This is a genomic window from Rahnella sp. CFA14(1/10), assembly GCF_004195095.1.
Lineage (GTDB): Bacteria > Pseudomonadota > Gammaproteobacteria > Enterobacterales > Enterobacteriaceae > Rahnella > Rahnella perminowiae.
Window position 1 is genome coordinate 172372 of record NZ_SEWS01000005.1, and the last position, 13398, is coordinate 185769.

The window sequence follows — 13398 nt, forward strand, 5'->3', positions numbered from 1 at the left end:
ATGGCGGATAAGAAGGAGAAAAAAACATGCTACCCTGTTGCTGTGATAAGTACCACCCGAGCACATCATTGAGGTCTTTGATGCACTTAAAACAAGGCTGGATTACTGAAGCCCGGCAGGTCGTTTCTCCCCATTTTGATCTCCGTCCTGAAGATGAAATACCCTCATTGCTGGTGATCCATAACATCAGTTTGCCGCCTGGAAAATTTGGCGGTCCTTATATTGATCAATTGTTTACCGGCACGCTGAATCCACTGGATGATCCTTATTTTGAAGGGATCAGCCATTTACGCGTTGCTGCGCATTGTTTAATTCGTCGTGATGGCGAGATTGTGCAATATGTTCCGTTTGATAAACGTGCCTGGCATGCCGGTATATCCAGCTGGCGGGGGCGTGAGCGCTGTAATGACTTTTCGATTGGTATTGAGCTGGAAGGGACTGATTTTCAACCCTTTACTGATGCACAATATCGCAGTCTGGCTTCTGTTACTGAGTTGTTAATTAAGCATTATCCTATCAGTCCCGATGCCATTACCGGACACAGTGATATTGCTCCCGGGCGTAAGACCGATCCCGGCCCTGAATTCGACTGGGCATTTTATCGCAAGCTGCTAGCGTTGCCGGTAGGGCAGAATGATCTTTCTGACCGGTAATTAACCGGGCTTCGGTATCTGTTTTACATGGGTAATGTATTAAGAGAGAGTGACAATCGATGACGTTATTTACTTTGCTTCTGGTGCTGGCTTGGGAACGCTTATTCAAACTGGGTGAACACTGGCAGTTGGATCATCGGTTTGAGGTGATTTTTCGCCGCGGCCGGCAGGCTTCTCTGGCTAAAACCCTGGCCATCATGATTATCTGGATGGTGATAATCGGGGGAGTATTGCGTGCTGTGCAGGGGCTCTTCTTCGGTGTGCCAACGCTGATCTTATGGGTGATTTTATGCCTGCTGTGCATTGGCGCGGGCATCAAGCGCAAGCATTACCGTGCCTACCTTAAGTCAGCCCGCCAGGGTGATGTCGATGCCTGTAAGGAAATGGCAGAAGAGCTGGCCTTGATCCATGGGCTGCCAACAGATTGCAGTGAAGAAGCCCGTCTGAGAGAGCTGCAAAATGCACTTCTCTGGATCAACTACCGCTACTATCTCGGGCCGTTGTTCTGGTTCGTGGTCTGCGGGCCTTACGGACCGATAGCGTTGGGCGGTTATGCCGTATTGCGGGGTTATCAGACCTGGCTGGCGCGTCACATGCCACCACTGAAACGTTCCCAGTCCGGGGTGGATGCACTGCTGCATATTCTCGACTGGATCCCGGTTCGTCTGGCTGGCGTTGCTTATGCATTGCTTGGTCACGGGGAAAAAGCCTTACCGGCCTGGTTTGCTTCGTTAGGCGATATTCACTCCTCACAATATCAGGTCTTAACACGGCTGGCGCAGTTCTCTCTGGCGCGCGATCCGCATACCGATCCGGTACAGACACCTCGCGCTGCTGTGAGCCTCGCGCGTAAAGTGACGATGATAATCCTGGTGGTTGTGGCACTGCTGACGATTTATGGCACCCTGATTTAGCGCATTTTGCCATCCACTATTTTGTGACGCTTAGCGCATTAAAAAAGCCCGGTACATTTTCATGGTCCGGGCTTTTTGCTTTTTGTCAGTGCTGTTTTTGTAACGTCAGCGGACGGTTATCGGCGGCGGGTTCTCCGAAATCGGGCATGCCATTCTCATCCCAGCGGAAGGTTTTAATGCGCGTATGTCGGTTCGGGTCGTACAGCGGATCACCCTCAATTTCGGTGTAATTGCGGGCGTGATACACCAGCACATCTTCGCCCTGTTCATTACGGGTGAAGCTGTTATGACCAGGGCCGAACTGCCGGTTCTGCGCCTGAGTACTGAATACCGGACGCTGGGATTTATGCCAGCTCGCCGGATCCATCAGGTTGCTGTTGATATCTGCGGTAAGAAGGCCGATACAGTAATTTTCGTCGGTAGCGCTGGCGGAATAGGTGATGAAAATTTTATCACCATGTTTGATCACGGCCGGCCCTTCGTTAACCCAAAAACCGATAGTTTCCCAGTCCAGTTCAGGCTTACTGAGCATGACGGGCGGTGATTTCAGCGTCCACGGGTTTTCCATTTCAGCCAGATACAAATTGGAGTTTCCGCGAATTGTTGGGTCTTTTTGAGCCCACAGATAATAGCTTTTGCCCTGATGCTCAAAATGAGTGGCATCGAGCGAAAAACTGTCAATCGGGGTCTGGATCTGACCTTTCTCCTGCCAGGTTCCGCTGAGCGGATCAGCATCCTCACAAACCAGCGCATACATTCTGTGCTGGAATAAGCCATCGACAATTTCTTGTGACGGGGCGGCCGCATAGTAAATGACCCATTGTCCGTCGATGAAATGCAACTCCGGTGCCCAGATCAGCGCACTCATCGGGCCGGTATCTGGCTTGTGCCAGACGAGGGTAGCCGGAGCTTGAGCAAGCCCTGTCAGCGTTGACGAGCGGCGGATCTCCAGCCGGTCATATTCAGGTACTGATGCGATAAAGTAATAGTTTCCGTCGCTGTGCAGCCAGATATGTGGATCGGCACGTTGCTCAATCAGCGGGTTGGGGTAATTACTCATGTTTCAGCTCCTTGCTGGTCAGGGGGACGCTGATTATTTCTGCGTCTTGTGTATTTTTCGCGTCATGATATTCATTCAGTTCGCGGTAATTACGGCGGCGAATCTCCAGATCTGCCTGAATGGTACGCATGGTTTCGCGGTCAACTTTCAGCAGACGTACAACACCGGCGGTAATGAAATAACCCACGCCCGGAATGACAGTGAATAACAACATAATGCCGTTAATGGCATGGTCGCTTTGCTGTGTTGCGCTGGCATTGTAGCCGTACGCAGAGAGCAGGAAGCCGACCATCGCGCCTGCTACCGCCAGTCCGCATTTCAGGAAGAACAGGTTACCGGAGAAGCTGATGCCGGTGACGCGCTTGCCAGTTTTCCATTCGCCGTAATCGTCAACGTCAGCCATCAGCGACCAGTGTAGCGGGGAAGGGAGTTGGTGCATGATGTTGAGGATAAAGTACGCCACCAGAATAAGTGTCGTGGCGTGCGGGTCGAGGAAATAGAATCCGCAGGAGAAAATGGTCAGGATGATGTTGGCCCAGAAGAACACTTTCAGTTTGCAGTATTTATCTGTCAGTGGTTTTGCCAGCGCGCTGCCGATCATCATGCCCACTACGCCGAGGCTGATAAACATACTGGCAAATGAAGTGGATTTTTCCATCACCCAGGTAACGTAATACATGGTGGCGGCCATACGGATGAAGCCCGGGCACACGTTGCAGAATGTCAGCAGCAGGATGCGTACCCACTGATCGTTTTTCCATACATCCTTAAGGTCAGATTTTAAGGCGTGTTTTGACGGTACTGCGGGCTGGATCCGTTCTTTTACCGAGCTGAAGCAGAACAGGAACATGAACAGCGCGATGATCGCCATCACGCCCATCGACATCTGGTAGCCCTTGGCTTTGTCTGCGCCACCGAAAAAATCGGCCATCGGCAGCAAGGTGGAAGAGAGGATCAGTGTCGCGATCCCTACCATAAAGAAGCGGTAAGACTGACAGGCAACACGCTCATGCGGGTCGGCAGTAATGACGCCACCGAGCGAGCAATAAGGAATGTTGATGGCCGTGTAAGTCAGTGACATCAGGAAGTAAGTGACAAAGGCATAGATAACTTTGCTGTTGTAACTCCATTCCGGTGTGGTGAACATCAGCACGCTGAACAGTACATACGGCACTGAAACCCACAACAAATACGGGCGGAAACGTCCCCAGCGGGTGGTGGTACGGTCGGCGATCGCCCCCATTATCGGGTCGGTTACCGCGTCGATAACACGCACCGACAACAGCAATATCCCCACCAGCGCGGGGGCTAAACCGAAAACATCGGTGTAAAAATAATTAAGAAACAGCATGATGGCGCCGCCAATCATATTGCAGCCCGCATCCCCCATTCCGTACGCTACTTTCTCTTTAAACGACAGTGCGCCTTCCTTCATGGATGTTCACTCCGGCTATTGGATAAAAGGATTTTGTTAAAAAACTGTTTGATAGCTCAGAGTATTGGTCGGAGTGAGACAGAGTGGTCAGGAGGTAAGAGTCATGAAGATGGACATTTTAGTCATACGGGAGGAAATGTGAGCCAGATAACAAATACCCATCATACTTCGAGCTGCAGGTGCGTTGGCTACCATCTTTCACCCGAATTACTTACCAGAGTAAGCTCATCGGGTTCTCTTGCCTGCCGCCTTCCTGCAACTCGAATTATTTTGGGTATCTCTTAACTATTTAACTTAAGCGTTAACGGATTTCCCGCTTTGCTGATTTTTGATCCAGTAACCGATGCCCAGCACCACCAGCCACACAGGGATCAGCCACACGGAGATCGCCATGCCTGGCGTGATAGCCATGATCACCAGAATTGCTGCCATAAACAGCAGGCAGATATAGTTACCCAGCGGATACAGCAGCGCTTTGAACTTAGGTTCCACGCCTTCACGACGTTTCGCCTGACGGAATTTCATGTGCGCAAGGCTGATCATTGCCCAGTTGATCACCAGTGCAGACACCACCAGGGCCATCAGCAAGCCAAACGCCTCACCCGGCATCAGATAGTTGATCAGAACACACAGCGCTGTGGTGGCAGCAGAAACGAGGATGGAAGCCACCGGAACGCCGCGTTTATCGACATTGAGCAATGCCTTAGGCGCGTTGCCTTGCTGAGCCAGGCCAAACAGCATGCGGCTGTTACAGTAAACACAGCTGTTATAAACCGACAGCGCGGCTGTCAGGATCACCACGTTCAGGGCGTTGGCCACCAGTGCATCCCCCAGGTCATGGAAGATCAGCACAAACGGGCTGGTATCCGGTCCGACACGGGTCCATGGCATCAGCGAAAGCAGTACAGCCAGTGAGCCTACATAGAAAATCAGGATGCGGTAGATAACCTGATTGGTCGCTTTAGGGATGCTGACTTCCGGATTATCCGCTTCAGCAGCAGTAATCCCGACCAGTTCCAGGCCACCAAAGGAAAACATGATGATCGCCATCATCATCACAAGCCCGGTCATGCCGTGAGGCAGGAAACCGCCTTGCTCCCAAAGGTTACGTACTGTTGCCTGCGGGCCTGCCGTATCGCTGAACAGCAACCAGCCACCGAACAGAATCATCGCCACCACGGCAACCACTTTAATGATCGCAAACCAGAACTCCATCTCACCAAAAACTTTAACGTTGGTAAGATTGATCGCGTTGATCAGCACGAAGAATACTGCGGCAGAAACCCATGTCGGGATTTCCGGCCACCAGAATTGGATATATTTACCGACGGCAGTGAGTTCGGCCATCGCAACCAGAACATACAGAACCCAGTAGTTCCAGCCAGAAGCAAACCCGGCAAATCCGCCCCAGTATTTGTAAGCAAAGTGGCTGAATGAGCCTGCAACCGGCTCCTCAACAACCATTTCCCCTAACTGACGCATAATTAAGAATGCGATAAAACCCGCAATGGCGTAGCCAAGAATAATCCCCGGCCCCGCGGACTGAATGACGGAAGCGCTGCCCAGAAACAGCCCTGTACCGACGGCCCCGCCTAATGCAATCAACTGAATATGACGGTTTTTGAGGCCGCGCTTCAGCTCATCGCCTTGTTGTTGATCAACCATTTACCTGTCCTCTGTCATAGGGGCAAAACCCATAACATTCTGTGTGTTAGAGAGAATGTAAGGCGATAATTACACTTTTTGTATCTAATTATTTACGGCTGGATTGAGCCTAAAAATCAGGATCATCTACCGTTCGGGCAAGAATAATGTTATGCGGAAAAGTTTGCACGGGGTTTATGCGCCATCCGCATAACAAATAATCAAATTGACCGGAAATTTGTTCTGGATCTCTAAAATGAGATCTCACGCAGCGTAAAAACGATAAATGATAAAAATTTGTTAAAATGTGCGGGGTCGACGCATTTACTGGGTAGCCATATGGACACAAGGTGAATACTTTGTTACTTTACGGCCACGTTTTTTAAATTGGTATTACCAATTGACTCCGGCAACTTACAGAGTCGCTACTCGCAGAGAACCGCACATATATGGCTTACAGCAAAATCCGACAGCCTAAGTTATCCGATGTGATCGAGCAGCAACTTGAGTTTCTGATCCTCGAAGGTACCTTGAGGCCTGGGGAAAAGCTTCCGCCAGAGCGCGAACTGGCCAAACAGTTTGATGTATCGCGACCTTCTCTCAGAGAGGCAATCCAAAGCCTGGAAGGGAAGGGGCTACTCCTGCGCCGTCAGGGTGGTGGCACTTTCGTACAAAGTAACCTGTGGCAAAGCGTGAGTGATCCGCTGGCCGAGTTACTGGCCGACCATCCTGAATCACAATTCGATCTCCTTGAAACACGACATGCCCTTGAAGGGATCGCTGCGTATTACGCGGCGCTTCGTGGCACAGAGGAAGATCTGCAGCGCATTCGCGATTGTCATGTGGTTATTCAGACCGCACAAGACAGCGGAGATCTGGATGCAGAAGCCGATGCGGTTATGCAGTATCAGGTCGCTGTAACAGAAGCAGCCCATAATGTGGTGCTGCTGCACCTGGTCCGCTGTATGGGGCCAATGCTCGAGAAGAATGTTCGACAGAACTTTGAATTGCTTTACTCACGCCGGGAAATGCTGGCGACAGTAAGCAACCACCGCGCCAGTATTTTCGAGGCGATTGTTGCACGGGAACCAGAAATAGCGCGTGCCGCATCTCACCGTCACCTGGCGTTCATTGAAGAAGTTTTGCTGGATCTCAGCAGGGAACACACCCGGCGGGATCGGTCTTTACGACGACTCCAGCAACGAAAAGATGAAAGTTAACCATCAGGGTTAATTTTTAGAGCCCTCATTTGAGGGCTCACGGCAACTACATGACGGGCCTGTCTTCGTGCGCTCTCTTAGCGGCGAAGCGCGTTTTTGAAAGAGTGCAGGAAGACAGGCTCCAGATAAACCAACGTATTAGAGACAGATAAGGAAAAGCACCATGTCAGAACGTGTAAATAATGACGTGGATCCGATCGAAACTCGCGACTGGCTACAAGCGATCGAATCGGTCATCCGTGAAGAAGGTGTTGAGCGTGCACAGTTCCTGATCGATCAGGTTCTCAGTGAAGCGCGTAAGGGCGGCGTAAGCGTCGCTGCTGGCGCAGCCAGCCGTAACTACGTCAATACCATCGCTGTTGAAGACGAACCTGAATACCCGGGTAACCTGGAGCTGGAACGTAATATTCGTACCGCTATCCGCTGGAACGCCATCATGACCGTTCTGCGTGCCTCCAAGAAAGATCTGGAACTCGGTGGTCACATGGCTTCCTTCCAGTCTTCTGCGACTGTTTATGAAGTGTGTTTCAACCACTTCTTCCGCGCGCGCAACGAAAAAGACGGCGGCGATCTGGTGTACTTCCAGGGCCACATTTCTCCGGGCGTATATGCACGTGCTTTCCTTGAAGGCCGTCTGACTGAAGAGCAGATGAACAATTTCCGTCAGGAAGTTCACGGTAAAGGTCTGTCTTCTTATCCGCACCCTAAACTGATGCCTGAATTCTGGCAGTTCCCGACGGTATCGATGGGGTTGGGCCCGATTGGTGCCATCTACCAGGCTAAGTTCCTGAAATATCTGGAACACCGTGGCCTGAAAGATACCTCCGCACAGCGCGTTTACGCATTCCTGGGCGACGGTGAAATGGACGAACCAGAATCCAAAGGTGCGATCACCATCGCGACCCGTGAGAAACTGGATAACCTGTGCTTCATCATCAACTGTAACTTACAGCGTCTTGATGGCCCGGTAACCGGCAACGGTAAAATCATCAACGAACTTGACGGCATCTTCTCAGGCGCTGGCTGGAACGTGATTAAAGTGATCTGGGGCAACCGTTGGGATGAACTGCTGCGTAAAGACACCAGCGGTAAACTGATCCAGCTGATGAACGAAACCGTTGATGGCGACTATCAGACCTTCAAGTCCCGCGACGGTAAATACGTTCGTGACCATTTCTTCGGTAAATACCCTGAAACTGCGGCGCTGGTCAAAGATATGACCGACGACGAAATCTGGGCACTGAACCGTGGTGGTCATGATCCGAAGAAAGTTTTCGCTGCACTGAACAAAGCACAGAATACCAAAGGCCAGCCGACCGTTATCCTTGCGCATACCATTAAAGGTTATGGCATGGGCGACGCTGCCGAAGGTAAAAACATTGCTCACCAGGTGAAGAAAATGAACATGGATGGCGTGCGCTATATCCGTGATCGTTTCAGTGTGCCAGTCACCGATGAAAATCTGGAAAAACTGCCGTACATCACGCTGGAAAAAGACTCTGCAGAATACAAATATCTGCATGAGCGTCGTGCTGCGCTGAAAGGCTACCTGCCGACTCGTCTGCCAAACTTCACGCAGAAGCTGGAAATGCCGAAACTGGAAGATTTCTCACCACTGCTGGAAGAGCAGAAGAAAGAGATCTCTACCACTATCGCTTTCGTCCGTGCTCTGAACGTGATGCTGAAAAACGACTCCATTAAAGACCGTCTGGTCCCGATCATCGCCGATGAAGCGCGTACTTTCGGTATGGAAGGTCTGTTCCGTCAGATTGGTATTTACAGCCCGAACGGTCAGCAATACACCCCGCAGGACCGTGAGCAGGTTGCTTACTATAAAGAAGACGAGAAAGGTCAGATCCTGCAGGAAGGTATCAACGAACTGGGCGCCGCATCTTCATGGCTGGCCGCAGCGACGTCTTACAGCACCAACGATCTGCCAATGATCCCGTTCTACATCTACTACTCTATGTTTGGTTTCCAGCGTATCGGCGACCTGTGCTGGGCAGCGGGTGACCAGCAGGCGCGTGGCTTCCTGATCGGCGGTACTTCAGGTCGTACTACCCTCAACGGTGAAGGTCTGCAGCATGAAGATGGCCACAGCCATATTCAGTCTCTGACTATCCCTAACTGTATTTCTTACGACCCGTCTTACGCTTACGAAGTGGCTGTCATCATGCATGATGGTCTGGTACGTATGTACGGTGAAGCGCAGGAAAACATTTATTATTACATCACCACGCTGAACGAAAACTACCACATGCCAGCCATGCCTGAAGGCGCGGAAGAAGGCATCCGTAAGGGTATCTACAAGTTAGATACGCTGGAAGGTAGCAAAGGTAAAGTGCAGCTGCTGGGCTCAGGTTCTATCCTGCGTCACGTACGTGAAGCCGCTGAGATCCTGTCCAAAGATTACGGCGTAGGTTCTGACGTTTACAGCGTGACCTCCTTCACTGAACTGGCCCGCGACGGTCAGGATTGTGAGCGCTGGAATATGCTGCATCCAACCGAAACACCACGCGTTCCGTACATCGCCCAGGTAATGAGCGATGCGCCAGCGGTAGCGTCAACTGACTACATGAAACTGTTTGCTGAACAGGTTCGTACATACGTTCCGGCCAGTGATTATCGCGTTCTGGGTACGGATGGCTTCGGTCGTTCAGACAGCCGCGAAAACCTGCGTCACCACTTCGAAGTGGATGCATCGTACGTTGTGGTTGCTGCGCTGGGTGAATTGGCTAAACGCGGCGAAATCGAAACGTCTGTAGTGGCTGAAGCCATTAAGAAATTCGATATCAATCCAGAAAAAGTTAACCCGCGTCTGGCATAAGAGGTAAAGACAGATGGCTATTGAAATTAACGTACCGGATATCGGTGCAGATGCAGTGGAAGTCACCGAAATCATGGTGAAGGTGGGCGATAAAGTTGAAGCTGAACAATCGCTGATCACCGTTGAGGGCGATAAAGCTTCTATGGAAGTGCCTTCTCCACAGGCTGGCGTGGTCAAAGAAATTAAAGTTGCGGTTGGCGATACCGTTGAAACCGGCAAACTGATCATGATCTTCGACGCCGCTGATGGTGCTGCTGATGCGGCACCTGCGAAACAGGAAGCCAAAGCAGAAGAGAAAGCGCCTGCCGCCGCACCTGCTTCCAGCGAAAGCAAAGAAGTGAACGTGCCTGATATCGGTGGCGATGAAGTAGAAGTCACTGAAATCATGGTGAAAGTGGGTGACACAGTCGAAGCGGAACAATCGCTGATCACCGTAGAAGGCGATAAAGCTTCTATGGAAGTCCCTGCACCGTTCGCGGGTAAAGTAAAAGAGATCAAAATCGCTGCGGGCGATAAAGTCAGCACCGGCTCTCTGATCATGGTCTTCGACGTGGCAGGCTCGGGTGCAGCCGCACCTGCCGCTGCTGCAGAAACCAAATCAGACGCGGCACCTGCGGCTCCGGCTCAGTCCGGCAGCAAAGAAGTGAACGTACCTGATATCGGTGGCGACGAAGTGGAAGTCACTGAAATCATGGTGAAAGTCGGCGACAAAATCAGTGCTGAACAGTCACTGATCACCGTTGAGGGCGACAAAGCCTCAATGGAAGTCCCGGCACCGTTCGCGGGCACGGTGAAAGAAATCAAAATCGCGGCGGGCGATAAAGTCAGCACCGGTTCTCTGATCATGGTCTTTGAAGTAGAAGGCGCTGCGCCTGCTGCTCCGGCGGCTAAGAAAGAAGAAGCGGCTGCCCCGGCGAAACAGGAACAAAAAGCCGCTGCACCTGCTGTTAAAGCAGAGAGCAAAGGCGAGTTCGCAGAGAACGATGCTTACGTTCACGCCACGCCGGTTATCCGTCGTCTGGCCCGTGAGTTCGGCGTTAACCTGGCGAAAGTCAAAGGGACCGGCCGTAAGGGCCGTATCCTGCGCGAAGACGTGCAGACTTACGTGAAAGATGCGGTCAAACGTGCGGAAGCCGCGCCGGCAGCCGCAACGGGTGGCGGTCTTCCTGGCATGTTGCCTTGGCCGAAAGTGGACTTCAGCAAATTCGGTGAAATTGAAGAAGTCGAACTGGGCCGTATCCAGAAAATCTCTGGTGCGAACCTGAGCCGTAACTGGGTGATGATCCCGCATGTTACGCATTTCGACAAAACCGATATCACTGAGCTGGAAGCGTTCCGTAAACAGCAGAACGATGAAGCCGCTAAACGCAAACTGGACGTGAAATTCACGCCGGTGGTCTTCATCATGAAAGCCGTTGCGGCTGCGCTTGAGCAGATGCCACGCTTCAACAGTTCTCTGTCCGAAGATGGTCAGAAACTGACGCTGAAAAAATACATCAACATCGGTGTGGCGGTCGATACGCCAAACGGTCTGGTTGTTCCGGTCTTCAAAGACGTGAACAAAAAAGGCATCGCCGAGTTGTCCCGTGAGCTGATGGCGATCTCCAAGAAAGCCCGTGACGGTAAGCTGACTGCCGGTGAAATGCAGGGCGGTTGCTTCACCATCTCCAGCCTCGGCGGTATCGGGACGACCCATTTCGCGCCAATCGTTAATGCGCCGGAAGTGGCTATCCTGGGTGTCTCCAAGTCTGCCATTGAGCCAGTCTGGAACGGTAAAGAGTTCACACCGCGTCTGATGATGCCAATGTCGCTCTCCTTCGACCACCGTGTGATTGACGGGGCTGATGGTGCGCGCTTCATTACCATCATCAACAACGTGTTGTCTGACATTCGCCGTCTGGTGATGTAAGCGAAAAAGCCGGCCAGACGGCCGGCTTTTTTCTGATAATCTCTTCATGCTGTTTGGGATTTTCAGGCACTAAGCACAAATCGTATGCCGTTTGTTGTTTCAAATTTGTTAACAATTTTGTAAACTGCGGGCGGATAGAACGACCCGGTGGATGATGGGCGTTGCAACACAAAAATGACGTCAGACCCGCCGGACATAAATTAAGAGGTCATGATGAGTACTGAAATTAAAACTCAGGTCGTGGTACTTGGGGCTGGCCCTGCGGGCTATTCTGCTGCTTTCCGTTGCGCTGATTTAGGTCTTGAAACCGTTCTGGTTGAGCGTTATTCCACGCTCGGTGGCGTGTGCCTGAACGTAGGTTGTATCCCTTCTAAAGCTCTGCTGCATGTCGCGAAAGTGATCTCTGAAGCAAAAGCACTGGCTGAACATGGCATTGTTTTCGGCGAGCCGAAAACGGACATCGATAAAGTCCGCGTCTGGAAAGAAAAAGTTATCAACCAGCTGACCGGCGGTCTGTCCGGTATGGCGAAAGGCCGTAAAGTCAAAGTCGTGAACGGGCTGGGCAAATTTACTGGCGCGAATACTCTGGTTGTTGAAGGCGAAAATGGTCCGACGACCATCACTTTCGACAATGCCATCATTGCGGCGGGTTCCCGTCCAATCAAACTGCCATTCATTCCACATGATGATCCACGTGTCTGGGATTCCACTGATGCCCTGGAGCTGAAAAGCGTCCCTGAGCGTTTGCTGGTGATGGGCGGCGGTATCATCGGTCTGGAAATGGGCACCGTTTACCACGCACTGGGTTCTCAGATTGATGTGGTAGAAATGTTCGATCAGGTGATCCCTGCGGCTGATAAAGACGTCGTGAAAGTCTTCACTAAGAAAATCAGCAAGCAATTCAACCTGATGCTGGAAACCAAAGTGACCGCAGTAGAAGCCAAAGAAGATGGTATCTACGTCACGATGGAAGGTAAAAAAGCCCCGGCAGAACCACAGCGTTACGACGCCGTGCTGGTGGCTATCGGCCGCGTACCTAACGGCAAACTGCTGGAAGCAGGCGCTGCAGGTATCGAAGTGGACGACCGTGGTTTCATCCACGTCGACAAACAAATGCGCACCAATGTGCCACACATCTTTGCTATCGGCGATATCGTCGGTCAGCCAATGCTGGCACACAAAGGTGTTCACGAAGGTCATGTGGCTGCTGAGGTCATTTCCGGCAAGAAACACTACTTCGATCCGAAAGTCATTCCATCCATCGCCTACACTGAGCCGGAAGTTGCCTGGGTTGGCCTGACGGAGAAAGAAGCGAAAGAAAAAGGCATCAGCTACGAAACCGCCACCTTCCCGTGGGCAGCTTCAGGCCGTGCTATCGCGTCCGACTGTGCAGACGGTATGACCAAACTGATCTTCGACAAAGAATCTCACCGTGTTATCGGTGGTGCAATTGTCGGTACCAACGGCGGCGAGCTGCTGGGCGAGATCGGCCTGGCTATCGAAATGGGTTGTGATGCGGAAGATATCGCGCTGACCATCCATGCTCACCCGACGCTGCATGAGTCTGTGGGTCTGGCAGCAGAAATCTACGAAGGCAGCATTACTGACCTGCCAAACCCGAAAGCCAAGAAAAAGTAATCTTTGGCTTTTGCTGATGAACGCCTCTCCGGAGGCGTTTTTTTTTGCTGACGCAGCGCAGCCCGGTAATTATCTTCTCTGTGAATCTATCTTCTCAT

9 protein-coding genes are annotated in these 13398 nt (G+C 51.6%); 6 read left to right on the plus strand and 3 right to left on the minus strand.

Going from position 1 to position 13398, the window contains the following annotated elements; genetic code table 11:
- The first annotated feature begins 80 nt into the window (after positions 1 to 80).
- On the plus strand, positions 81 to 653 hold the full coding sequence (gene ampD / locus EVX52_RS11710) for a 1,6-anhydro-N-acetylmuramyl-L-alanine amidase AmpD (protein WP_129991320.1): 573 nt from the start codon (positions 81 to 83) through the stop codon (positions 651 to 653).
- A 59-nt stretch (positions 654 to 712) separates the two neighbouring features.
- Positions 713 to 1567: a beta-lactamase regulator AmpE gene (gene ampE, locus EVX52_RS11715; protein WP_129953182.1), complete on the plus strand. Its 855-nt coding sequence runs from the start codon at positions 713 to 715 to the stop codon at positions 1565 to 1567.
- 85 nt (positions 1568 to 1652) lie between these two features.
- On the opposite strand, the gene EVX52_RS11720 is transcribed toward ampE, so the two are convergent.
- From EVX52_RS11720 to aroP, 3 genes are all read right to left on the minus strand, one after another.
- A complete protein-coding gene (locus EVX52_RS11720) occupies positions 1653 to 2627 on the minus strand; it encodes a family 43 glycosylhydrolase (RefSeq protein ID WP_129953181.1) in 975 nt (324 codons plus the stop codon).
- On the minus strand, positions 2620 to 4062 hold the full coding sequence (locus tag EVX52_RS11725) for an MFS transporter (protein ID WP_129991321.1): 1443 nt from the start codon (positions 4060 to 4062) through the stop codon (positions 2620 to 2622). The genes EVX52_RS11720 and EVX52_RS11725 overlap by 8 nt, the downstream gene beginning before the upstream one ends.
- Before the next feature lie 294 nt (positions 4063 to 4356).
- On the minus strand, positions 4357 to 5727 hold the full coding sequence (gene aroP / locus EVX52_RS11730) for an aromatic amino acid transporter AroP (protein WP_129953179.1): 1371 nt from the start codon (positions 5725 to 5727) through the stop codon (positions 4357 to 4359).
- A 428-nt stretch (positions 5728 to 6155) separates the two neighbouring features.
- Here aroP and pdhR point away from each other — a divergent pair, with 428 nt between their 5' ends.
- The 4 genes from pdhR to lpdA all read left to right on the plus strand — a co-directional run bounded on the left by pdhR (position 6156) and on the right by lpdA (position 13300).
- Positions 6156 to 6926 carry a pyruvate dehydrogenase complex transcriptional repressor PdhR gene (gene pdhR / locus EVX52_RS11735; protein WP_013576986.1) on the plus strand — a complete coding sequence of 257 codons (771 nt, stop codon included), beginning with the start codon at positions 6156 to 6158 and terminating at the stop codon, positions 6924 to 6926.
- 163 nt (positions 6927 to 7089) lie between these two features.
- Positions 7090 to 9753, plus strand: coding sequence for a pyruvate dehydrogenase (acetyl-transferring), homodimeric type (aceE, locus tag EVX52_RS11740; protein ID WP_129953178.1), 2664 nt, complete (start codon positions 7090 to 7092; stop codon positions 9751 to 9753).
- 13 nt (positions 9754 to 9766) lie between these two features.
- Positions 9767 to 11662, plus strand: a complete 1896-nt coding sequence (aceF, locus tag EVX52_RS11745) for a pyruvate dehydrogenase complex dihydrolipoyllysine-residue acetyltransferase (RefSeq protein ID WP_129991322.1) — start codon at positions 9767 to 9769, stop codon at positions 11660 to 11662.
- 213 nt (positions 11663 to 11875) lie between these two features.
- The gene (gene lpdA / locus EVX52_RS11755) at positions 11876 to 13300 is read left to right on the plus strand and encodes a dihydrolipoyl dehydrogenase (protein WP_013576983.1); all 1425 of its coding nucleotides are present in this window, start codon (positions 11876 to 11878) and stop codon (positions 13298 to 13300) included.
- Positions 13301 to 13398 lie beyond the last annotated feature (98 nt).

Coding starts and splice junctions, on each gene's coding strand:
- ampD (WP_129991320.1), top strand. CDS start 81: ATGCACTTAAAACAAGGCTGGATTACTGAAGCCCGGCAGGTCGTTTCT.
- ampE (WP_129953182.1), top strand. CDS start 713: ATGACGTTATTTACTTTGCTTCTGGTGCTGGCTTGGGAACGCTTATTC.
- EVX52_RS11720 (WP_129953181.1), bottom strand. CDS start 2,627: ATGAGTAATTACCCCAACCCGCTGATTGAGCAACGTGCCGATCCACAT.
- EVX52_RS11725 (WP_129991321.1), bottom strand. CDS start 4,062: ATGAAGGAAGGCGCACTGTCGTTTAAAGAGAAAGTAGCGTACGGAATG.
- aroP (WP_129953179.1), bottom strand. CDS start 5,727: ATGGTTGATCAACAACAAGGCGATGAGCTGAAGCGCGGCCTCAAAAAC.
- pdhR (WP_013576986.1), top strand. CDS start 6,156: ATGGCTTACAGCAAAATCCGACAGCCTAAGTTATCCGATGTGATCGAG.
- aceE (WP_129953178.1), top strand. CDS start 7,090: ATGTCAGAACGTGTAAATAATGACGTGGATCCGATCGAAACTCGCGAC.
- aceF (WP_129991322.1), top strand. CDS start 9,767: ATGGCTATTGAAATTAACGTACCGGATATCGGTGCAGATGCAGTGGAA.
- lpdA (WP_013576983.1), top strand. CDS start 11,876: ATGAGTACTGAAATTAAAACTCAGGTCGTGGTACTTGGGGCTGGCCCT.